The organism is Pseudomonas imrae (assembly GCF_046352735.2).
In the GTDB taxonomy this organism is placed as follows: Bacteria; Pseudomonadota; Gammaproteobacteria; order Pseudomonadales; family Pseudomonadaceae; genus Aquipseudomonas; species Aquipseudomonas imrae.
On the sequence record NZ_CP110853.2, the window covers coordinates 3,233,816 to 3,255,541 of the forward strand.

19 protein-coding genes are annotated in these 21,726 nt (G+C 59.9%); 13 read left to right on the forward strand and 6 right to left on the reverse strand.

From position 1 onward, the window contains the following. Nucleotides 1-67 precede the first annotated feature (67 nt). On the forward strand, nucleotides 68-574 hold the full coding sequence (locus OQ460_RS14360) for a sigma-70 family RNA polymerase sigma factor (RefSeq protein ID WP_410018120.1): 507 nt from the start codon (nucleotides 68-70) through the stop codon (nucleotides 572-574). Beyond that, nucleotides 571-1,323 carry an anti-sigma factor family protein gene (locus OQ460_RS14365; protein ID WP_410018121.1) on the forward strand — a complete coding sequence of 251 codons (753 nt, stop codon included), beginning with the start codon at nucleotides 571-573 and terminating at the stop codon, nucleotides 1,321-1,323. The genes OQ460_RS14360 and OQ460_RS14365 overlap by 4 nt, the downstream gene beginning before the upstream one ends. Nucleotides 1,324-1,512: 189 nt before the next feature. Here the strand turns inward: OQ460_RS14365 and OQ460_RS14370 are convergent, their stop codons facing one another. Then, nucleotides 1,513-2,217: a YebC/PmpR family DNA-binding transcriptional regulator gene (locus tag OQ460_RS14370; RefSeq protein WP_410018122.1), complete on the reverse strand. Its 705-nt coding sequence runs from the start codon at nucleotides 2,215-2,217 to the stop codon at nucleotides 1,513-1,515. 115 nt (nucleotides 2,218-2,332) lie between these two features. Further along, nucleotides 2,333-3,658 carry an MFS transporter gene (locus OQ460_RS14375; protein WP_410018123.1) on the reverse strand — a complete coding sequence of 442 codons (1,326 nt, stop codon included), beginning with the start codon at nucleotides 3,656-3,658 and terminating at the stop codon, nucleotides 2,333-2,335. A 266-nt stretch (nucleotides 3,659-3,924) separates the two neighbouring features. Here OQ460_RS14375 and OQ460_RS14380 point away from each other — a divergent pair, with 266 nt between their 5' ends. Next, the gene (locus OQ460_RS14380; protein WP_410018124.1) at nucleotides 3,925-4,830 is read left to right on the forward strand and encodes a LysR substrate-binding domain-containing protein; all 906 of its coding nucleotides are present in this window, start codon (nucleotides 3,925-3,927) and stop codon (nucleotides 4,828-4,830) included. Here the strand turns inward: OQ460_RS14380 and OQ460_RS14385 are convergent. Continuing rightward, entirely contained in the window at nucleotides 4,800-5,660 is an 861-nt protein-coding gene (locus OQ460_RS14385; protein WP_410018125.1) for a LysR substrate-binding domain-containing protein, read from the reverse strand. The two genes, OQ460_RS14380 and OQ460_RS14385, sit on opposite strands and share 31 nt — an antisense overlap. Before the next feature lie 112 nt (nucleotides 5,661-5,772). Here OQ460_RS14385 and OQ460_RS14390 point away from each other — a divergent pair, with 112 nt between their 5' ends. The 6 genes from OQ460_RS14390 to OQ460_RS14415 all read left to right on the forward strand — a co-directional run bounded on the left by OQ460_RS14390 (nucleotide 5,773) and on the right by OQ460_RS14415 (nucleotide 11,651). Then, entirely contained in the window at nucleotides 5,773-6,882 is a 1,110-nt protein-coding gene (locus OQ460_RS14390) for a 2-aminoethylphosphonate--pyruvate transaminase (RefSeq protein ID WP_410018126.1), read from the forward strand. A gap of 32 nt (nucleotides 6,883-6,914) precedes the next feature. Then, nucleotides 6,915-7,742 carry a phosphonoacetaldehyde hydrolase gene (gene phnX, locus OQ460_RS14395; RefSeq protein WP_410018127.1) on the forward strand — a complete coding sequence of 276 codons (828 nt, stop codon included), beginning with the start codon at nucleotides 6,915-6,917 and terminating at the stop codon, nucleotides 7,740-7,742. Nucleotides 7,743-7,856: 114 nt separating this feature from the next. Further along, nucleotides 7,857-8,405 (forward strand): cytochrome b, encoded by a 549-nt coding sequence (locus tag OQ460_RS14400; RefSeq protein WP_410018128.1) that lies wholly within the window; start codon nucleotides 7,857-7,859, stop codon nucleotides 8,403-8,405. Between the two features lie 303 nt (nucleotides 8,406-8,708). Continuing rightward, nucleotides 8,709-9,395: an HAD-IB family phosphatase gene (locus OQ460_RS14405; protein ID WP_410022011.1), complete on the forward strand. Its 687-nt coding sequence runs from the start codon at nucleotides 8,709-8,711 to the stop codon at nucleotides 9,393-9,395. After that, complete coding sequence (locus OQ460_RS14410; RefSeq protein ID WP_410018129.1) at nucleotides 9,388-10,782, forward strand: aspartate aminotransferase family protein; 1,395 nt, start codon at nucleotides 9,388-9,390, stop codon at nucleotides 10,780-10,782. Before OQ460_RS14405 ends, OQ460_RS14410 begins: the two co-directional genes overlap by 8 nt. Beyond that, on the forward strand, nucleotides 10,779-11,651 hold the full coding sequence (locus OQ460_RS14415) for an alpha/beta hydrolase (protein WP_410018130.1): 873 nt from the start codon (nucleotides 10,779-10,781) through the stop codon (nucleotides 11,649-11,651). Before OQ460_RS14410 ends, OQ460_RS14415 begins: the two co-directional genes overlap by 4 nt. Before the next feature lie 15 nt (nucleotides 11,652-11,666). Here OQ460_RS14415 and OQ460_RS14420 read toward each other — a convergent pair whose 3' ends face one another. Continuing rightward, nucleotides 11,667-12,560 (reverse strand): 1-aminocyclopropane-1-carboxylate deaminase/D-cysteine desulfhydrase, encoded by an 894-nt coding sequence (locus OQ460_RS14420; RefSeq protein WP_410018131.1) that lies wholly within the window; start codon nucleotides 12,558-12,560, stop codon nucleotides 11,667-11,669. A 57-nt stretch (nucleotides 12,561-12,617) separates the two neighbouring features. Continuing rightward, a complete protein-coding gene (locus OQ460_RS14425) occupies nucleotides 12,618-14,657 on the reverse strand; it encodes an FAD-dependent oxidoreductase (RefSeq protein ID WP_410018132.1) in 2,040 nt (679 codons plus the stop codon). Between the two features lie 211 nt (nucleotides 14,658-14,868). On the opposite strand from OQ460_RS14425, the gene OQ460_RS14430 reads away from it, so the two are divergent. The 3 genes from OQ460_RS14430 to OQ460_RS14440 all read left to right on the forward strand — a co-directional run bounded on the left by OQ460_RS14430 (nucleotide 14,869) and on the right by OQ460_RS14440 (nucleotide 18,415). Next, nucleotides 14,869-15,999: a carbon-nitrogen hydrolase family protein gene (locus tag OQ460_RS14430; RefSeq protein WP_410018133.1), complete on the forward strand. Its 1,131-nt coding sequence runs from the start codon at nucleotides 14,869-14,871 to the stop codon at nucleotides 15,997-15,999. Between the two features lie 4 nt (nucleotides 16,000-16,003). Beyond that, the gene (locus OQ460_RS14435; RefSeq protein WP_410018134.1) at nucleotides 16,004-17,041 is read left to right on the forward strand and encodes an AraC family transcriptional regulator; all 1,038 of its coding nucleotides are present in this window, start codon (nucleotides 16,004-16,006) and stop codon (nucleotides 17,039-17,041) included. 342 nt (nucleotides 17,042-17,383) lie between these two features. Continuing rightward, nucleotides 17,384-18,415 (forward strand): transketolase-like TK C-terminal-containing protein, encoded by a 1,032-nt coding sequence (locus OQ460_RS14440; protein WP_410018135.1) that lies wholly within the window; start codon nucleotides 17,384-17,386, stop codon nucleotides 18,413-18,415. Nucleotides 18,416-18,427: 12 nt separating this feature from the next. On the opposite strand, the gene OQ460_RS14445 is transcribed toward OQ460_RS14440, so the two are convergent. Beyond that, nucleotides 18,428-18,898 (reverse strand): MarR family winged helix-turn-helix transcriptional regulator, encoded by a 471-nt coding sequence (locus tag OQ460_RS14445; protein ID WP_410018136.1) that lies wholly within the window; start codon nucleotides 18,896-18,898, stop codon nucleotides 18,428-18,430. A 154-nt stretch (nucleotides 18,899-19,052) separates the two neighbouring features. On the opposite strand from OQ460_RS14445, the gene aceE reads away from it, so the two are divergent. After that, complete coding sequence (gene aceE / locus OQ460_RS14450; RefSeq protein WP_410018137.1) at nucleotides 19,053-21,722, forward strand: pyruvate dehydrogenase (acetyl-transferring), homodimeric type; 2,670 nt, start codon at nucleotides 19,053-19,055, stop codon at nucleotides 21,720-21,722. Nucleotides 21,723-21,726: the final 4 nt, after the last annotated feature.

Here is a 21,726-nt window from a genome sequence, read left to right on the forward strand (position 1 = left end):
TTAAAGGCCTGGAATAACCTTCGATGCCGTACGTCTTGCTGATCCAGGCACAATGGCCACGCACCCCATGCATGAACTCGATGAACAGTTGCGCGAACTCCTTCCCAGGCTGCGGCGTTTTGCGCTGTCCCTGACCCGCAACGCCAGCAGCGCCGACGATCTGGTGCAAAACTGCCTTGAGCGCGCCCTGGTCAGTTGGGGAAACAAGCATGCCGAAGGCAATCTTCGCGCCTGGCTGTTTTCGATCCTCTATCGACAGTTTCTCGACGCCCACCGACGCTCCCGGCGCTACGCGCGCATGCTTGAATTTCTCACCGGCCGCGATGATGCCCAGCCCTCGGTCGAACGTACGGTAATGGCCCAGTCGACCCTGCAAGCCTTTGACCAGTTGAGCACCGAGCAACGCGCGCTGTTGCTCTGGGTCTCGGTGGAAGGCTTGAGCTACAAGGAGGTCGCTCATATCCTCGACGTTCCCATCGGCACCGTGATGTCTCGCCTGTCTCGCGCCCGACAGGCCTTGCGCCAACTCAGCGACGGCGAAATCACTGGCCCTTCACTGCGGATACTCAAATGATCAGCCTGCCTCCCAGCGAACGAGATTTACACGCCTACGTCGACCATCAATTGGCGGAGCCGGATCGACGTCAACTCGATCTCTGGCTGGCGACCCACCCTGAGGTCGCGGCGCAGGTCCACGCCTGGCAACAGGATGCCCGGCAACTGCGTGCTGCCATAGGCGACAAAGGGCATCAGCCGGACAATCCGGAGCTGGATCCGGCATTGATTCGCCAGCGGCTCAAGCACCAATCCCGACGGCGTCTCGCCACAGCGGCCATGCTGTTGATCGCAGTCAGCATCGGCGGTTTCGGCGGCTGGCAGGCACGGCAGGCGATGATGGCCAGCACCGCTCTGCCGATGGCTGATGCAATGCAGGCCTATCGTTTATTCGCCCAGAACAGAATCATGCCGGCCGACTACAAGGTGCAAGACAGTGGTGATATGCAAGCCTGGCTCGACCGTTACTTTACCCGGGCGCACCGGCTGCCGGACCTGAGCCCGGCCGGTTTCAAACCCGTCAGCGCCCGCCTGCTCAGCACCGAACAGGGTGCGGCGGCCATGGTGCTCTACGAGGATCAACAAGGTCGGCGCATCAGCTTCTATATCCGTCCACCGGGGCCCAGGAACTATCTGCTTCCCCGCGGTAGCCGCAGCGCCGACGGGCTCCAGGCTGAGTACTGGTCAAGCCCAGGCTACAACTACGCAATGGTCAGCCCGGCGGATGAGCCGACAACACAAATGCTCAAACAGACGATGAGTTTTTAGATACCCGGGCCCGGCAGCAGGGCTACAGCGAAGGCGATGCTCAAGATGACGAAATCAAAGGTAGGAGCTGTCGAGCGCCAGCGAGGCTGCGATGATGGCGGTACTGCCGGCATGTATGTTGCCTGACCCACCGCTATCGCAGCCTCGCCAAGGCTCGACACACACTGGTTTTGCCTTGAAACCCGTGGTCTAACCGGCCAGGCCGACGAACATGTCCTGCACATCGTCATGGTTGTCCAAGCCTTCGAGGAAGGCTTCGACTTCTGCCATCTGCTCATCGCTCAAGCCACTGACAGGGTTCTTCGCGATGTAGCCCAACTTGGCCGACAACACGGTAAAGCCCTGGTCCGGCAAGGCTTTCTGCACGGCATCCAGGTCAGTGGTTTCGGTGATGAACAGGGTCGCGCCCTCTTCGCCTGCTTCAAAATCCTGGGCACCGGCTTCGATGGCGGCCATCTCCGGATCCGCGTCGGGGGTGTCAGGCGATGCTTCGATCAGGCCCACATGGTTGAAATCCCAGGCGACAGAACCAGAAGCACCCAGTTGGCCCTTGCGGAACGCCACGCGGATTTCCGCCACGGTACGGTTGATGTTGTCGGTCACGCACTCGACGATCAACGGCACCTGGTGCGGGGCAAAACCTTCGTAGGTCACGCGATGGTATTGCACGGTTTCACCCAACAGACCGGCGCCCTTCTTGATCGCACGTTCCAGGGTTTCCTTGGGCATCGAGGCTTTCTTGGCCTGTTCCACCACCAGACGCAGGTGAGCGTTGGTCGCAGTGTCCGCGCCGTTACGGGCAGCGATGGTGATTTCTTTCACCAGCTTGCCGAATATCTTGCCCTTGGCATTGGATGCCGCTTCTTTGTGTTTGACTTTCCACTGTGCGCCCATGACTCACTCTCTATATCCATGGCGCCGAGACGTCTACTGGCCGGCGCTTTGGCGGCAGAGTTTATAGGGCAAAAACACTCTGTTCCACCAAAAACCGGCCAGCGTTGCAGGCGCCTCAGGTACGCAGGGGTTTAATCGCCACACTGCGATCCACTACAAAGTCGCCTACTTGCGCCAACACTGCAGGCCGGGCGTTCCAGTAAGGCATCAGCACCAGCGAGGAAAACAACGCGCAGCCTGCGAAGACGATAAATACCGTTACCGTGTCAAAGTAGCCCGGCAGCAGGCCACCAAGGATCGCCCCTACCGAGCCGCAACCGTTAACGAACCCGGCTGCCGTCGCGCCGGCCTTGGCGGTGCCGAAATCAATCGCGGCCGTGCTGCTGATCATCGAATCCGGGCCGTACAGGGTCAAGCCCATGACAAACAGCAGCGCCATCACCAGCACCACACTGCCGGTCTGCAACGCGGCCATGAACAGCGCCAGGGCCACGGTCAGGGCCAGCAGACTGAGAACGCAGGCCGGCATGCGCCGGGCACCGAACAGCTTGTCGGAGGCCAGGCCAATCAGAATCGGCCCCAGCAACCCCGCCAGCTCAAACGCCGTCGGCACAATCGCCGCGCCAACCTTGCCCACTGACGGCATCTGCTCGTAGACGATCACTGGCCCCCACAACAAGATCGCATAGCGGGCCGGCTTCAAGAGGAAGTACGCCAGGCCCAGAGTCAACACGGTACGGTTACGCAGAATCGCGCGCAGCGGCTCCAGAATGCTGACTTTCTTTGCCTCGGCTTCTTCTTCGGCAGTCAGCGTCGGTTCCGGCTCGACTGCCGGCAAACCGACGTCCTCGGGCGTATTGCGCTGGAACAGGAAAAACAGCACCGCCACCACCGCCACCACGGCGGCACTGGAAATAAACGCTGCATGCCAACTGCCGACCAGCGTATAGGCCCACCAACCGGCAAACGGCGAAGCCACCAGGCCGCCAAAGGCGTAGCAGGAACTCCAGAGCCCCAATACCCGCCCACGCTGCTGCGCCGGGAAGAAACTGCCGAGGTTCTTGCACAGGCCCGACCAGCCGGTAGACTGCGCCAGCCCTTGCACCAACATGCACGTGACGAAGATAGGCAAGGTGGCGAAAGTACCCATCACCAGCGCCGCTGCCGCAGAGATCACCAGGCCGCCCAGCACCACTACCCGCGGCCCGAAGCGATCGGCAAGCATGCCCCAAGTGAACTGGCCGACAGCGTAGGCCGCCAGGTACAGGCCATCCAGGTTGGCCATCATCATCTTGTCCAAGGGGAAGTTCGGGTCGTCGACAATCCCCAACTTGGCTACCGAAAACGCTTTGCGGGTGAAGTAGAAGGCGGCATACGCCAGCCAGGTGATGGCGAAAATCTGCATGCGCCAACGCTTGATGCTACCCATAGGGATATTCATGGTGTTTCTGACCTCAGGTGTGAGTGTGCCGGCAGAATCGGAAAGCGAACGCCTGTGTTTTTATTTTTTTGCACTGCAATACCAGGTCGACAAAGGCCAGGTACTGGTCAGATGAGCCCTGCAAGGTTGCACGCAACGACCCATGGTCACCGCAGTTGTAGGACTTAACCTACGGCGACTGGGGAGTATCAAAGCAATGGCTGACTAATAGGTAAAATCGATTTATCGTATTTCAAATATAAGCCTAGCTTGTAAGAGGTTCTGCGATGTCGGTTTCCCACGCCCAATTGAAAGCCTTCCATGCCGTGGCGGTACACGGCAGTTTTACGTTGGCCGCTGAACGGTTGTTTCTGACCCAACCGGCGATTTCCGATCAGGTACGCAAGCTCGAAGAGCGTTTCGGCGTTCTACTGTTCCATCGCAACAAACGCTCGGTGCGCTTGACCGACCTGGGGGAGCGTTTGCTGAGTATCACTCAGCGTCTGTTTGTCATCGCCGCCGAAGCCGAAGAGTTATTGCAAGACTCCAAGGCCTTGCAGACCGGCAGCCTGACCCTGGCCGTAGACGCCCCGGTTCACGTGTTGCCGCAAATTGCGCGCTTTTGTGAGCGATATCCGGGCATCAGCGTCAAAATCGAAACCGGCAACACCGATGATTCACTCTACCGTTTGTACAACTATCAGGCGGACCTGGCGCTGGTAGGCCGTGACGTCGACGATGATCGGTTGCTGTCGTTGCCGCTGCGTGATGACGCGATGCTGGCTTTCGTCTCGCGCAACCATCCCTGGGCCGGTCGTGAATCCATCAGTCTTGCAGACCTCGACGACACGCCGCTGGTCCTGCGGGAAACAGGCTCGGTGACTCGCCAGACACTGGAAAAGGAAATGCGCCAGGCCGGGTTGCGCATCCGTCCGGCGATCCAGGTAGAAGGCCGGGAAGCCGCCCGGGAAGCGGTAGTGGTAGGGATTGGCGTGGGCGTGGTATCGGCCTCGGAGTTCGGTGCCGACTCGCGGGTGTACGCAATGCCGATCCGCGACTGTACCCAGCGAATGAAGGAGACCCTGGTGTGCCTGAAGGAGCAGAGTTCACGGCGGGTGGTGGCGACATTCCTGGATATCGTGCGCGAAAGCCTGCTCGAGGATCAGCCCGACGCCAGCTCGAAGAATGCCTGAATCAAGCGCAAATCCCGGCGCCGCTCCATGCAGCCAATCATGTGCTGGTTCAACAAGCCGTCGCCGCGGATGGGAATGGCATGCACCCGAGGATCACGGCTGACCTCCACCGACGACACCACTCCGACCCCCAGTTCGGCGGCCACGGCTTCGGTCACTGCCTCGCGACTGTCCAGCTCCAGCAACACCCTGGGCTGCACGCCCGCCGCGCCGCACGCTTCATCGAAGGTGCGGCGCGTGATGGAGCTGGGCTCGCGCAGCACCATGATCACTTGGTCCAGTTGCTCCAGGCGAATGCCCCCAGGATCGGCCAACCATGGATGACCGGCCGGTACCAGCGCGCAGATCCGCGATTCACTCAAGGGTTGCAGGTGCAAGCCCTTGCGCGGTTCAACCTCGGTCAGCACAGCCACATCGGCATGTTCTGATAACAGCGCGGCCAGGGTTTCCTGGGCATTGCCAAGGCGCAGGTTGACGGTAATCCCGGGATAACGGGCGCGCAGGCTTGCCAGCATCGGCATGACCATATGCGGCCCGTCGGCGGCCACTTCCAGGCGCCCGGTCAGCAATTGGCGGTTGGCCTCCAGCAAAGTCTGCGCTTCATCGACCAGGCCGAAGATAGTCCGGGTGATCGCTGCCAGTTTGACCCCCTCTTCGGTCAGCTCCACTCGCCGCGCCGTGCGCCGCAGCAAGCTGATCTGGTAGTGCTCCTCCAGCGCCTTGATATGCCCGGTAACAGCCGGCTGGCTGATAAACAACCGTGCAGCGGCACGGGTAAAACTGCCGTCACGGGCCACGGCATCAAACGCACGGAGTTGAAACAGATTCATATCTATCGGCCTCACTGATGGCTAGCATAACAATAAACAATTTGATTGATATCAAGGCAAACTGCAACTTATGTCCCCTAGCTTCATCCCATTGCTTTGCGAGGACATGAGAATGAGTACTGCCGCGCCGATCCTGCTCACCCCTGGCCCCCTGACCACGTCCGCCCGCACCCGGCAGGCGATGATGGTTGACTGGGGCTCGTGGGATGACCGCTTCAACCAACTGACTGCCAGCCTCTGCCAGCAACTGTTGGTAATCATCAACGGTAGCGACAGCCATCACTGCGTGCCCTTGCAAGGCAGCGGCACGTTCGCCGTCGAAGCGGCCATTGGCACTTTGGTTCCACGCGATGGCAAGGTACTGGTGCTGATCAACGGCGCTTACGGCAAACGCCTGGCGAAAATCTGTGAAGTGCTGGGCCGCCCGTTCAGCACCTTCGAAACCGCCGAAGACCAACCCACCACCGCCGCCGATGTCGACCGCCTGCTTCACGCCGACAGCAGCATCACCCATATCGCGCTGATCCATTGCGAAACCAGCACCGGGATTCTCAACCCGCTGCCGGAGATTGCGCAGGTGATCAAGCGCCACGGCAAGCGCCTGATCATCGACGCCATGAGTTCCTTTGGCGCACTGCCGATCGATGCCCGCGAAGTGCCGTTCGAAGCGCTGATCGCCGCCTCCGGCAAGTGCCTGGAAGGCGTGCCCGGCATGGGCTTTGTGTTTGCAGAAAAACAGGCGCTGGCCGCGGCCCAGGGCAACAGCCATTCGCTGGCCATGGACTTGTTCGACCAGCACACCTATATGGCCAAGACCGGTCAATGGCGCTTCACGCCGCCGACCCACGTGGTGGCGGCATTGCATGAAGCGCTGCTGCAATACAACGAAGAAGGTGGCCTGGCGGTGCGGCATCAGCGGTACGCCAATAACTGCCAGGCGCTGCTCGATGGCATGGCCGAGCTCGGCTTGCGAAGCTTCCTGCCCGCAGCGATCCAGGCGCCGATCATCATCACCTTCCACGCGCCCAAAGACCCGCGCTACCAGTTCAAAGACTTCTATGAGCGGGTCAAGGCCAAGGGTTTCATTCTTTATCCCGGCAAATTGACTCAGGTGGAAACCTTCCGCGTCGGCTGTATCGGCCACGTCAACGAGGCTGAGATGCGTGCGGCGGTGGCGGCTATCGCCCAGACACTGCGAGAAATGGAAGTACTGGATATCTGAGCGCCCTCCCCCTTACCTATAGGATTTGAACCATGAACTACCAGAACCCCAACACGCTCCAGGCTGCCATCCTCGACTGGGCCGGCACCGTGGTCGATTTCGGCTCCTTCGCGCCGACCCAGATTTTTGTCGAAGCGTTCGCTGAATTCGACGTTCAGGTTTCCATCGATGAAGCCCGTGGCCCGATGGGCATGGGCAAGTGGGACCACATCCGCACGTTATGCAACCTGCCACAAGTGGCCGAGCGTTATCGCAAGGCTTTTGGCCGCACGCCCACGGATGATGACGTGACCGCAATCTATGAGCGCTTCATGCCACTGCAGATCGAAAAGATCGCCGAGCACTCGGCCTTGATTCCCGGCGCCCTGGACACCATTGCCAGCCTGCGCCAGCAAGGCATCAAGATCGGCTCGTGCTCGGGTTATCCCAAGCAAGTCATGGACAAGGTCGTGGAGCTGGCCGCTACCAACGGCTACATCGCCGACCATGTGGTGGCCACCGATGAAGTTCCCAATGGTCGCCCATGGCCGGCACAAGCACTGGCCAACGTGATCGCCCTGGGCATCAGCGATGTGGCGGCGTGCGTGAAGATCGACGACACCGTACCGGGCATCCTCGAAGGCCGTAGCGCCGGAATGTGGACGGTAGCGCTGACCTGCTCGGGCAACGCGCTGGGCCTGACCTACGAGCAATTCCAGACACTGGACGCCGACACCCTGAGCGCCGAGCGCAAGCGTATACACGCCCTATTCGAAAGCTCGCGTCCGCACTACCTGATCGACACTATCACCGACCTGCCGGACGTCATCGCGGACATCAATCAGCGCCTGGCACGCGGTGAAATGCCGCAAAGCAACTGATCGAGATCAATGCATCTGTCCTCACTCGGGCAAACCTTCAAGAACAGGGTTAGATTGGAACGACTCCGTCGCCAAAGAACGGAGGTTTGCCCCTGATGAGTGAGGAAATACGCAATGCCGTGGAAAAACAGCGAGTCCCGTTACAGTACGATCTCCGTCGCCCTGCACTGGCTGATGCTGGTGTTGCTGGTGGCGGTCTGCGCCACCATTGAGTTTCGTGGGGTCTTCCCTAAAGGCAGTGACGGTCGCACGTTGATCAAGGAACTGCACTTCATGTTGGGCCTGACCGTATTCGTACTGGTCTGGCTGCGCCTGTTCGCACGTACCCGCGGGGAAGCGCCGAAGATTGTGCCGGCACCACCGCAATGGCAAGCATGGCTTGCAACGCTGATGCATGTGGCGCTGTATGTGTTCATGATCGCCATGCCCATCCTGGGCTGGTTGATCGTCAGCGCGGCGGGGCATTCGGTATCCTTCTACGGGATCGAATTGGCGCCGCTGATCGGTGAAGACAAGGACCTGGCCAAGCAGATCGAGGGCTGGCATGTACTAGGCGCCACCATCGGTTATTGGCTGGTGGGCCTGCATGCTTTGGCGGGGATCTTTCATCATTACGTAATGCGCGACAACACCGCGATGCGCATGATGTTTCACCGTCGTTGAAGACTTGCCTGGTACTCCAAATGTACCAGGCAAAACGTCCTACATTAATCGGTGCATTGTCCTATTTTATACCGGCGTACTAATAATTTTCACTCGGATTACCCTTACCACACCAATCAGAAAAAACCCGTAGCGTTTTGTCGTACAGCAGAGCTTCGCAATGGGGCGCTCTTGTTTGACAACTAACTTAACGGGATTTACATGGCAAACGTCTCAAGTAACTGTCGCCATAATACTTGCGAGAGTCACGAACTCGCGACTACACCGCCGGCACGCAGTAAGACCTTCAGCCAGTGGTATGTCCTGTGCGACTTCGACGGGACCATTACCTCCTCCGATGTCATCGACAACGTCCTCCAACGCTTCGCCGGCCCCGAGTGGGAAACCATCGAACAGGAATGGCTGGACGGGCATATCGGTTCACGCGAATGCCTGAGCAGCCAACTGGCGCTGGTCAAGGCCACCCCCGCCGAACTACTGGCGTATTTCGACAGCGTCGAGATCGACCCGGATTTCCCGGACTTCGTCGATCACGTCATCGGCCTGGGCGCGTCCATCGAAGTGGTCAGCGACGGCATCGAGCAAGGCATCGCGCGGATCCTGTCACGCAACTATGTGACGTTGCTGCCGATCCTCGCCAACCGCTTGCGCCAGGTCGACCAAAACAGCTGGCGCATCGACTTCCCCTATACCAGCGACGCCTGCCGTGCCGCCTCCGGCAACTGCAAGTGCAAGTCCACCCCGCGCAACAAACGCGTGCTGGTGATCGGCGACGGCAAGTCCGACATGTGCGTGGCCTCCACCGCCGACTTCGTCTTCGCCAAAGGCAGCCTCGCTGACTACTGCGAGGCCAACAATATCCCTCACGCGCGTTTCGACACCTTCGCCGAAGTGCCTGCATTGCTGGCACTGCTCCCACACGGCATCGCCGCCAACGCCACCTCCTTCAGCACCTCTTCCGACAACCAGGAACTCTTCCACCATGTCTGATATCCGTATCGCTACCGCCGAAGACCAGATCCTTCTGACTAAAGAAGCCAAGTACTGCTCCTACGGCGACACCGTTCACTACATCGAGCCGCCGCGCATTTTCAGCCGTTGCGAAGGCTCCTACGTGTGGGACACCGAAGACCAGGCCTACCTCGACCTGCAAATGTGGTACTCGGCGGTCAATTTCGGCTACGCCAACCCACGCCTGAACAACGCGCTGAAACAGCAGATCGATACCCTGCCGCAAATTGCCAGCCAGTACCTGCACAAGGGCAAGATCGAGCTGTCGGAAATGATCGCGGTCGACGCCAAGAAGAAGTTTGGCCTCGACGGTCGCGTGCACTTCAATGTCGGCGGTTCGCAGTCCATCGAAGACTCCCTGAAGGTGGTGCGTAACGCTTCCAACGGCAAGAGTATGATGTTCGCCTTCGAAGGCGGCTACCACGGCCGTACGCTCGGCGCGTCGTCGATTACGTCGAGCTTCCGCTACCGTCGCCGCTACGGCCACTTTGGTGAGCGCGCCAACTTCATTCCGTTCCCGTACCACTTCCGTGGCCCGAAAGGCATGACCAAGGAAGAGTACGGCAGCCAGTGCGTGCAGCAATTCGCGCGTTTGTTCGAGACGGAATACAACGGCGTCTGGGACCCAAAAACCAATCAGTGTGAATATGCAGCCTTTTACGTCGAGCCGATCCAGGGCACCGGCGGCTACGTGATCCCGCCGATGAACTTCTACCGTGAACTCAAGCAGGTGCTGGACCAGCATGGCATCCTGATGGTGTCTGATGAGATCCAGATGGGCTTCTACCGCACCGGCAAACTGTGGTCGATAGAGCACTTTGACGTGCAACCGGACGTGATTGTGTTCGGTAAGGCGCTGACCAACGGCCTCAACCCCCTGGGCGGCATCTGGGCCCGCGAAGAGTTGATCAACCCGAAAATCTTTCCGCCAGGTTCGACCCACTCCACCTTTGCCTCCAACCCGTTGGGCACCGCGGTGGGCCTGGAAATGTTCAAGATGACCAGCGAAGTCGACTACGGCGCAATGGTCATGGCCAAGGGCAAGTTCTTCCTCGAAGGCCTGCAAGACCTGCAGAAACGTTTCCCGATCATCGGCGACGTCGACGGCCTGGGCCTGGCCCTGCGCTGCGAAATCTGCGGCCCGGATGGTTTCACGCCAGACAAGGCGACCCTGGACTACATGGTCGAAGAGGGCATGAAGGGAGACATGGTGGTGGACGGCCAGAAACTCGGCCTGATTCTCGACGTGGGCGGTTACTACAAAAACGTGATCACCTTGGCACCGTCGCTGGAAATCAGCTACCCGGAAATCGAACTGGGCCTGAAGTTGCTTGAGCAACTGCTGGTGCGGGCGACCAGTCGGTGAGCCAGGCAGAGATCGACCTCGGTGAAGGTACGGCCGGCTTCGTTCTCGGTGAAGGTCCGGTCGGGGTCGTGCTGATCCACGGCCTGACCGGCACTCCGACGGAATTGCGCCAGGTTGCCAAAGGCCTGGCCAAGGCGGGTAACTGCACGGTCTATGTACCCACCCTGGCCGGGCACTGCGCTGGCAACAGTGACCTGCAGGCCACCGGCTGGCGCGACTGGTACGAAGGCGTGCGCAAAACCTTTGTGGAAGTGAAACAACGCCACACGCAGGTGTTTGTCGGTGGCTTGTCCATGGGCGCGGTGATGTCGATGTACCTGGCCTCGAAGCATCCGGGCCAGGTCGCCGGGCTGTTGGTATATTCCCTGACCTTGCGTAACGATGGCTGGAACGCATCACCTGTCACGCGATTGTTGCCTTGGCTGACCCGGATTCCCTTTCTGCTGGACTTCTGCGTATTCAATGAGAGGCCACCATACGGTATTAAAAACAGGCGTCTGCGGGCCATTGTCGAACGGCAAATGAAAACCGGTGATAGTAGCGCAGCAGGCTTGCTGAGCATGTCTGGCAAGAGTCTGCGGGAGATGCATAAACTGACGACACGAGTAAAACGGAGTATGCCGTCGATTAATTCGCCGACGCTGATCATTCACTCCATCGAGGATGATGTCAGTGGAAGATGGAACGCCGACTACGCCGAAAAGAAACTCGCTGGTCCTGTCACTAAAGTGCTCTTGAATAACTGCTACCACATGATCACGGTAGATCTGCAGTACCCGCAGGTCGTTGCCCTGAGTGCCAGCTTCATCGAACAAAATATTTCTGTTCGCGAAGACAGCCACCCGGCAACCGGGTGTTCCACGACCTGAGTTTTATCGGCCCCTTCAACTGAGCACCACGCCACGGCGACCCTGCAGGCCGCCGGTATGAATGAAGATCAGCCGCGTGCCGGGGGCGAAGCGTCCGGCTTCGATCTGCTGCTTCAACGCCAGCAATGCCTTGCCGGTGTAGAGCGGCTCCAGTGGCACGCCGCAAGCCAGTTGCGTGACCTCGATAAAGTCGAGCAACAGCGGGTCGACCTCGGCGAAGCCACCTCGGCTAGCGTCCAGCAGTTCGTAGCCGTCTTGCACCAGGGCACTTACGTTCTGCACCACACCATGATCAGCCGGAACCGCCAATGCGCCGTACACCGGATGCGCACCCGCCTCGGCCAGCACCAGCCCGGCCAATGTGGTGCCGGTGCCCGCCGCCAACCACCAGGCGTTGTAATCGGCCCAGCCCAGGTTGCTCAACTGCGCCTGCGCCTGTTCAACCAAAACCGCGCAGCCCTGCGCGCCCGCCGATCCGCCGCCGCCTTCGGGCACAGGAAAGAGGTGCGGATAGTGTTCGCGCCAGGGTCCCCAGAAGTCCGGCTCATGCCGCGCGCGATAACCGCCATACCCCAGCCAATGCAACTGCATACCGAAGGCTTTCAAGTCGAGGACAGTGGGGGTGTCTTGAGGATGGCCGCGCAGCAGGCCGACAGTGGGGAAGCCAAAACGCTTACCCGCTGCCGCCAGCGCGTGCAGGTGGTTGGAATAGGCCCCGCCGAGGCTGATGATGCCACTGGCGCCGGCGTGTTGCGCCTGGGCCAGATGCCCGGTGAGCTTGAACCACTTGTTGCCGCTGATCAGCGGGTCGATGCAATCCAGGCGCAGCACAGCCAGTTCGACGCCCTTGAGCCAGTCCAGGCGCAAGGGTTCAAGTGGTGCGTGGGGAAGCCAATCGAAGGGGCCCATCGGGAGGGACCTGCATGAAAAACGGGGCGGTAGTCTAACACCACCCCGTTTGGGGTCTTACAGTTCGGCCGCGAGGCGCGAACCTTGGTTGATCGCGCGCTTGGCATCCAGCTCGGCCGCCACATCGGCACCGCCGATCAGGTGCACGTTCTGGCCGGCCGCAACCAGGCCGTCCAGCAATTCGCGCAGCGGGTCCTGGCCGGCGCAGATGATGATGTTGTCCACCGCCAGCACCTGGGGCTCACCGTCGGCACCAATACGAATGTGCAGGCCTTCATCATCGATTTTCAAGTACTCGACGCTGTTGAGCATCTGCACCCGCTTGTTCTTCAAACCGGTACGGTGGATCCAGCCGGTGGTCTTGCCCAGGCCGTCGCCGACCTTGGAAGCCTTGCGTTGCAACAGGAACACCTCGCGAGCCGGCGCATGGAGTTGCGCCTTGATCCCGGCCACACCGCCGCGTGCCTGCAGCAGCGTGTCGATGCCCCACTCTTTCCAGAACGCCTCACGGTCCAGACTGGTGGATACGCCCTGGTGCACGAGGAATTCCGAGACGTCAAAACCGATACCGCCCGCGCCGATCACCGCTACGCGTTTGCCCACCGGTTTACGTTCGAGGATGACATCCAGGTAGCTCAACACCTTGGCATTCTCGACACCTGGGATCGCCGGGGTACGCGGCGCAATGCCGGTCGCCAGGATGATCTCGTCATAACCGCCCGCCGTCAGTTGCGCGACGTCCACACGGGTATTGAGGCACAGTTCTACATGGGTGGTCTGCAATTTGCGTTTGAAGTAGCGCAGGGTCTCGAAGAACTCTTCCTTGCCCGGTACGCGCTTGGCGATATTGAACTGGCCGCCGATCTCGCTGGCAGAGTCGAACAACGTCACTTGGTGGCCACGCTCTGCGGCAACCGTCGCCGCCGCCAAACCAGCAGGGCCGGCACCGACCACGGCGATCTTCTTGATCTGCTTGACCGGCAAATAGTTGAGCTCAGTTTCGTAGCACGCGCGCGGGTTGACCAGGCAGGTGGTCAACTTGCCGCCAAAGGTGTGGTCCAGACAGGCCTGATTGCAGCCGATGCAGGTGTTGATTTCGTCGGCGCGGCCTGCGGCGGCCTTGTTGACGAAGTCCGGGTCCGCCAGGAACGGTCGCGCCATGGAAACCATGTCGGCGTCGCCTTCGGCCAGGATCTGCTCGGCCACTTCCGGAGTATTGATACGGTTGGTGGTGATCAGGGGGATCTGTACCGCGCCTCGGAGCTTGGCGGTGACTTTACTGAATGCACCACGCGGCACTTTGGTGGCGATCGTCGGAATCCGCGCTTCGTGCCAGCCGATACCGGTGTTGATGATCGTCGCGCCGGCCTGCTCGATGGCCTTGGCCAACTGGATGATCTCTTCCCAGGTGCTGCCACCTTCCACCAGGTCAAGCATGGACAGGCGAAAAATAATGATGAAGTTCGGCCCTACGGCTTCACGTACCCGGCGCACGATTTCCACTGGCAGGCGCATGCGGTTTTCGTAGGTGCCACCCCAGCGATCCGTGCGGTGGTTGGTATGGGCCGCGAGGAACTGGTTAATGAAATAACCTTCGGAGCCCATGATTTCCACACCATCGTACTCAGCCACCTGGGCCAGTACCGAGCAGGTGACGAAATCACTGATTTGTTTCTCGATACCTTCCTCGTCCAGCTCCTTGGGCTTGAACGGGTTGATCGGCGCCTGGATCGCGCTCGGCGCCACCTGCCTGGGGCTGTAGGCATAACGACCGGCATGAAGGATCTGCATGCAGATCTTGCCACCGGCCTCGTGGACAGCCTGGGTGACGATCTTGTGCTTGAGGGCCTCTTCCTCGGTCGTCAGCTTGGCCGCACCGGAATACACCCCGCCTTCATCGTTCGGACCAATGCCACCAGTCACCATCAGGCCGACACCACCACGGGCACGCTCGGCAAAGTAAGCGGCCATGCGCTCGAAACCGCCGGGTTTTTCCTCAAGGCCAGTGTGCATCGAGCCCATCAGGGTGCGATTGCGCAAGGTGGTAAAACCCAGGTCCAACGGGGCCAGCAGGTGCGGATAGGCAGCAGCGGTCATGGTACAGCTCCACAACAGATCATCACGGGACGTGGGACGCTCGAACGGCGCCCCCTCGGTTTATGCCCCACAGACTAAGAGGCGGTCCCGCGCCACTCAATGACCGAAACTAACAACTTATTGATCCAAATGCACAGCACCTCTTGGCAAGCCTAGCTATGAGCCCTACCCTAGGCGCGAACCCTGTACACGGTGCGTTGTCTGTTCTCCCATGCGTAAACTTCTTGCCTTGACCCTCGCCATGGCCCTGGTCGCCGCCCTCTCTGCCTATCTGGTCTGGACCGAGGAGCGCCCGGTGGCGCATTACTTGTCGGATTTGCGAATCAACCTGGCGGTGAACCAGGGCGTGCCCGCTGATCGCGGCAACCTGCTGGGCATCCAGCCGGAACTGTTCCCCGCCGACTACCAGAGCCTTGAGCGCTTGCACCTGAAGCTGTCGGCCTACCTGAGCCAGGCCCGGGACCAGGGTTTGCTCAACGAAAAAACCATCGTGGTGCTACCGGAACACGTCGGCACCTGGCTGATGATCCGTGACGAAAAAAATCAGTTGTATCAAGCCGCCAACCTTAAAGAAGCAATGAACTGGCTGGCGGTGAGCAATCCGTTGCTGTTCTTGCGGGCGCTGATCAGTGCCCAGGGCAACAACCGCCTGGATGACGCCCATTTGCGCATGAAGGCGTCAACCATGGCACGGGATTATCAGGTGCTGTTTGGTGGCCTGGCGAAGGAGTTCGGCGTCACCCTGGTGGCCGGCTCCATCACATTGCCCAACCCCAGTGTCAGCCAGGGCCAACTGCAGATCGGGCATGGTGCGCTGTACAACACCAGCCTGGTGTTCGGCCATGATGGCCTGCCGCTGGGCCAGCCCCAGCGCCAGCTCTACCCGATTTTCAACGAAGTCGGCTTTATCAAGCCTGGCGAAGAGAGTGCCATCAACGTTGTCGATACCCCCGCCGGGCGCCTGGGCATCCTGATCGGCAGCGACAGTTGGTACCCGGACAACTACCGCAAGCTCAACGAACAAGGAGCGCAACTGGTGGCGGTGCCTGCGTTCGTGGTGGGCCGTGATACCTGGAGTAAACCGTGGCGGGGTTTCAAAAGTGTCTCGAGGCCCTCGGAGATCAGCCTCAAACCCGAAGAGCTCAGTGAAGGCGAAGCCTGGCATCGCCTGAGCCTGATCAGTCAGGCGCCCATCAGCCAGGCCAGCGCCGGCATGAGTGTATTTCTGCGCGGGCAATTTTGGGACCAGGGCACCAGCGGCCAGAGTTTTCTGAGCACCAACGGCCAAGTATTCGCCAACGGCAGTGCGCACGGCGCACGCCTGCTGAACGTGTGGCTGTAACCCCATGAAACCCGCACCGATGCGCCTGGGCAATCTATCAGTGGGCATCGTGCATACCCTGGCAGATGCGATATTCAGCCATGGCCTGGATCCCCAACCGTTGCTGTTGCAATACGGCCTGGAGCCGGCACGCCTGAGCGAACCGGGTGCGCGCCTGTCGATCCCGCGCTATATGCGCCTGGGCCACGCGGCCATCCAATTGACCGGCGATCCCGGCCTCGGCCTGCGCATGGGCCAACTGAGCCGCATGAACCAGCTTGGACTGGCCGGCGTGACCGCCGCTCAAGCCCCCAATGTGCGAGAAGCGGCACGCACGCTGACGCGTTTCGAAGCTCTTTATGGCTCCAATTACCGTGGTCAATCCAGTTTCGAAGAAGATGCCCAGGGCGCCTGGCTGCGCTTCTACTCCATCAGCCCGTACAACGCCTACAATCGTTTTGTGGTGGACTCGATCATCGCCGGCTGGCTGCACCAACTCTCCACGCTCTGCCAGCAACCGCTGCAGGCCGAGCGGATCGAAATCGAGTTCGCCGCCCCCGATTACAGTTCGCGCTACAGCGTACTGGGTGATTGTCCTATCCAGTTTGCGGCGCAATCGAACCAACTGCGCTTGAGCCAGACCAGCCTGGCTTTGCGCAATCCCGAGCACTGTCCGAGTACCTGGCAACTATTGCTCAAGTTGTGTGAAAGCGAGTTGGAGCAACTGACCCGTACGCGCAGCCTGCGCGAACGCATCACCCGTTTACTCGGGCCGATGCTCAATGGCCGGGAACCCGACCTGGAAGAAGTGGCGGCACGCCTGAAGCTGCCAACGTGGACCCTACGGCGCAAACTGGCCGAAGAAGGGACGCAGTTTCGCGCAATTCTCAACGACACCCGCCGCGACCTGGCCATGACCTATATTCGCGACACGGAATTGGCCTTCGGGGAAGTCGCCTATTTGCTCGGCTTTGCCTCAGCGCAAGCTTTTCAACGGGCCTTCAAGCGCTGGAACAGCCAGACCCCTGGGGAGTTTCGCCGCAGTCAGCGACATTGCGCCTGACGCCTGTCTACAGCTCGGTAGCATCGTCTACAGGATCCTGGGGATCGAATTCGAATGCCTGGTATTCAAGTAGTTCTTCCTGGTAATCGTCCATTGTTCGACTCCTTGTGATGGTCGCTAAGGTCAATACGGTGATTAAACAATGACTCGCACTACCAGACTAAAGTGCCGTCGTGACAAAAAAATGTACGCGTCATGACGTTCCTGCGCCTGAAGATTAAACGTAGCAGCATCCGGCGGATTTAACAGATAGAAAATTTGATGCATATGCAACGATTGCAATTGCAATCAAATGCAAGAATCCATTAGGGTACGTATCTTCACTGCCTGGCGAACCGACTGATGGATGCCCTCAACGCTCATACCGCGCGCTGCGCCCAGCTCTGCATCGATACGCTGCAAGCATGCCCCTCTACACAAAGCTCACCGCTGTATACCGTCCTGACGATCGCCAACACGTTGGAGTTCAACCCCGCGACACGTCGTCAGGCGTGGGTGATCCGCGGACAGTCGCACTCACGCCGCAGCGGCGTCTGGCCTACCTGGTTTGCTCGCAATGCGGCGGAGAAACCCATGCTGTACCTGCACCGCGCGGCCTCATCCGCTCAATTGTGCGCGCTCTCCAGGCAGACAACGCAGCGTGGCATCCTATGTAATGACATCGAGACCCGTCCTTCCTCCTGGCCCAAAGGCACACAACCATCACTGCCGTTGTGGCTGGCAAGCAACCCGCACTGCATGCCCTACGACCCGGCCTCGGGTGCAGAAACCCAAGCGATCATCCTTGCCGGACTGCGGGCGCTGTACATCGACGGCAAACCCGGCTTTTACTACCTGGCGCTGCATGATCAGGACGGCGGATCGGGCTTGACCGCGCAGGACCGTGAGGATGCGCTCAAAGGCATGTACCGCGTTGGACGAACACAGCCGTGCCTTGTCACGGTGCACCTGCTCGGAGCAGGAAGGGCATTCAAGCAAGTGCTGGATGCCGCCAGGCTCTTGAAGAAAGACTGGGGCGTTGAAGCGCAGCTCTGGAGTTGCCCCAGCTACACCCGCCTGGCGCGCGAGGCAGGTGCGGCAGAGCGCTGGAACCGCTTGCATCCCACCGCAACCAGGCGCAGTTGCCATCTGCGCGATTGCCTGGCAGGCGACGGCGTGCCAGTGGTCGCTGTCACCGGCTATCCGCAGGCGATTGTTGACCAATTGGCGGGATACGTAGACGCACGGTTTGTGGCTCTGGCGCCAGGCTCAGTCGGGCCTTCGCTGCCCAGTGCCTGTTGGATTACAGTGCTGGCGTTGAAGGCACTGGCCGATGAGGGGCGCATGGGTGCTGACGTGGTAGAAACAGCGATGCAACAGTATCTGCTCAAGTGACCATCAGGACATTCAAGCCTTGCGCCGTCCGCGGGCCTGCATACCTGCGCCGATGGCCATGTCCGCCGTGCGTTCCAAGGCATCGGCAAAGCCTTGGCGTTGCTCGTTGTCGAGCTGCGACAGGAATAACTCATCCACCGTGCTCTCGTAGATCTTCCACATTTTCTTGCGCAATATGCGGCCCTCCTCAGTGATCGAGGCAAACGCCGCGCGCCCATCGCCGTCAGAGCGCGAACGCACTACCAGGCCGTCTTTTTCCAGGCGATCCACCAAGCGCGTCAGGTTGTAGCGCTCGATCGCCAGCACATCGGCCAGTTCATGCATTCGCCGGGTACCCTCTGGGCCGCTCTCCAAGCCCCATAGCGCGTCATACCAGGCGTAAGGCGGCAGATTGGCAGCGGTCAGGCGACGTTCGATTTCACGGATAACCGTCCTGTGGGCCCTGACAAAACGGAACCAGACATCAGGCTCTTTCGACGACATGCAACACCATCCGGGGAATTCGAGAAGGTTGCAATAGTAGCTCATCTCGCGCTAGATTCAGCCATATAATTGCAATTGCAATTACTTTTACAGCATGCCCAGCACCTCGCCCAAAGAGCCCGCATGCTGATATCCGTCACCCCTGGAGCGCGACATGCACCCGAATAACACCGCAAGACTCGACGACGATCCACAGCAAACCCGTGAATGGTTGGAGTCCATCGAATCAGTGCTGTATGCCGAAGGCCGTCCTCGCGCGCATTACCTGATCGATCAATTGCTGGATTTTGACGTGGCTCGCCATGGCGACTTCTACGGGCGCGTGACCACCCCTTACATCAACACGATCCCGGTCGACCGCCAACTGCCCTACCCTGGGGACCTCGCCATCGAGCGCCGCCTCAACGCGTTTATCCGTTGGAACGCCATGGCCATGGTGCTGCGTGCCGGCAAACATTCAGGTGTAGGTGGGCATATCGCGACCTACGCCTCGGCAGCGGTGCTTTATGACGTCGGCTTCGACCATTTTCTCCGTGGCCGCACGGACACCTTCGACGGCGACCTGGTCTACATCCAGGGCCACTCGGCCCCAGGCATCTACGGCCGCGCGTACCTCGAAGGCCGTATCGACGAAGCGCAACTGGACAACTTCCGTCGCGAAACGGGTGGCCATGGCATTTCTTCCTATCCACATCCAAGACTGATGCCGGACTTCTGGCAATTTCCTACCGTGTCCATGGGCCTTGGCCCGATCACCGCCGCCTATCAGGCGCGTTTCATGCGCTACCTGGAGTTCCGGGGTCTCAAGCAGCACCAGGGGCGCAAGGTCTGGGCCTTCCTCGGTGATGGTGAAATGGATCAGCCGGAATCCCTGGCGGCGATTTCCCTGGCGGGCCGGGAAAAACTCGACAACCTGATCTTCGTGGTCAACTGCAACCTGCAGCGTCTCGACGGCCCGGTGCGAGGCAACGCCAAGGTGATCCAGGAGTTCGAAAGCCTTTACCGCGCTGCCGGCTGGAATGTCATCAAGGTCATCTGGGGCAGTGGCTGGGATGCCCTTCTGGAAAAGGACAAGAGCGGCTTGTTGCTCCAACGCATGATGGAATGCGTGGACGGTGACTACCAGAACTACAAATCACAAAACGGCGCGTATGTCCGGGAACACTTCTTCGGCAAATATCCGGAGTTGCTGGCACTGGTAGCCGACCTTGACGACGATGACATCTGGAAACTCTCACGGGGTGGACACGACCCCGACAAGGTCTACAACGCATACGCCGCTGCGGTGCGCCACAGTGGCCAGCCAACAGTGATTCTGGCGAAGACCGTCAAGGGCTTCGGCATGGGTGAAGCCGGTGAAGGCCAGAACATCAACCATCAGCTGAAAAAGATGGGAGCCGATGCCGTCAAGGCTTTCCGCGACCGTTTCGGGCTGGAAGTGGCCGATGAACAACTGGCCGAGATCCCTTACCTCAAGCCCGCTCCCGAAAGCCAGGAAGCGCACTACTTCAACGCGCGCCGCCAGTCACTGGGCGGCTACATACCGGCTCGTCACAGCGCGGTCGAATCCTTGCAGATTCCGGGACTGGAGGCGTTCGCCACCCAGCTCAAGGACACCGGCGAGCGGTCAATCTCCACCACCATGGCCTTCGTGCGCATTCTTGGCACGCTGCTCAAGGACCCGAACCTTGGCAAACTGATCGTCCCCATCGTTCCCGATGAGTCACGCACCTTTGGCATGGAAAGCCTGTTTCGCCAGATCGGCATCCATTCTGCCGTTGGACAGCTGTACACCCCGCAGGATGCCGGCCAGCTCAGCTATTACAAAGAAACCAAGGACGGCCAGATCATGCAGGAAGGCCTGAATGAGTCGGGCGCCATTTCCTCATGGATCGCCGCCAGTACGGCGTATAGCAACCACGGTGTAATGGCGGTGCCGTTCTACATTTTCTACTCGATGTTCGGCTTCCAGCGAGTCGGGGACCTGGCCTGGGCAGCGGGTGATGCGCGCGCGCGCGGCTTCCTGCTGGGCGCCACTGCCGGGCGTACGACATTGATGGGTGAAGGCCTGCAACATGACGATGGGCATAGCCACATTCTGTCGTCGGTAATCCCTTGTTGTGTTTCCTACGATCCGACCTTTGCCTTCGAACTGGCGGTAATCATTCGCGAAGGCATGCGGCGTATGTACGTCGAGCAGGAAGATATTTATTACTACATCACCCTGCTCAACGAAAACTACCCGCATCCGAGCATGCCGGAAGGTGTCGAAGACGGGATTATCAAGGGCATGTACCGACTCAAGGCCGGCGATGAGGATGCACAAGCACGCGTGCAGTTGATGGGCAGCGGCTCCATCCTGCGGGAAGTGATTGCAGCAGAACAATTGTTACGCGAAGACTTTGCCGTAGCCAGCGATGTGTGGAGTGTGACCAGCCTCACCGAGTTGCGCCGTGAAGGCCATGAGGTGGAACGCTGGAACCTGCTGCACCCTGAAAACGAGCCGCGCACCAGTTATGTGGAACAATGCCTCGTCAATCATGCAGGGCCCGTGGTGGTCGCCACCGACTACATGAAGATCTTCGCCGACCAAATCCGCCCGTTTGTCCAGGATCGCCGCTTCGTGGCGCTGGGCACCGACGGCTTTGGCCAATCAGATACCCGGGAAGCCTTGCGGGCGTTGTTTGAAGTGGACCGGTATTTCATTGTCCTGGCAGCGCTCAAGGCCCTGGCTGACGACGGCGTGATCAACCGCAGCCGCGTCAGCGAGGCCATTGGCCGCTACGGTATCGATATCGACAAGACCAATCCCGTCACCGTCTAGCCCA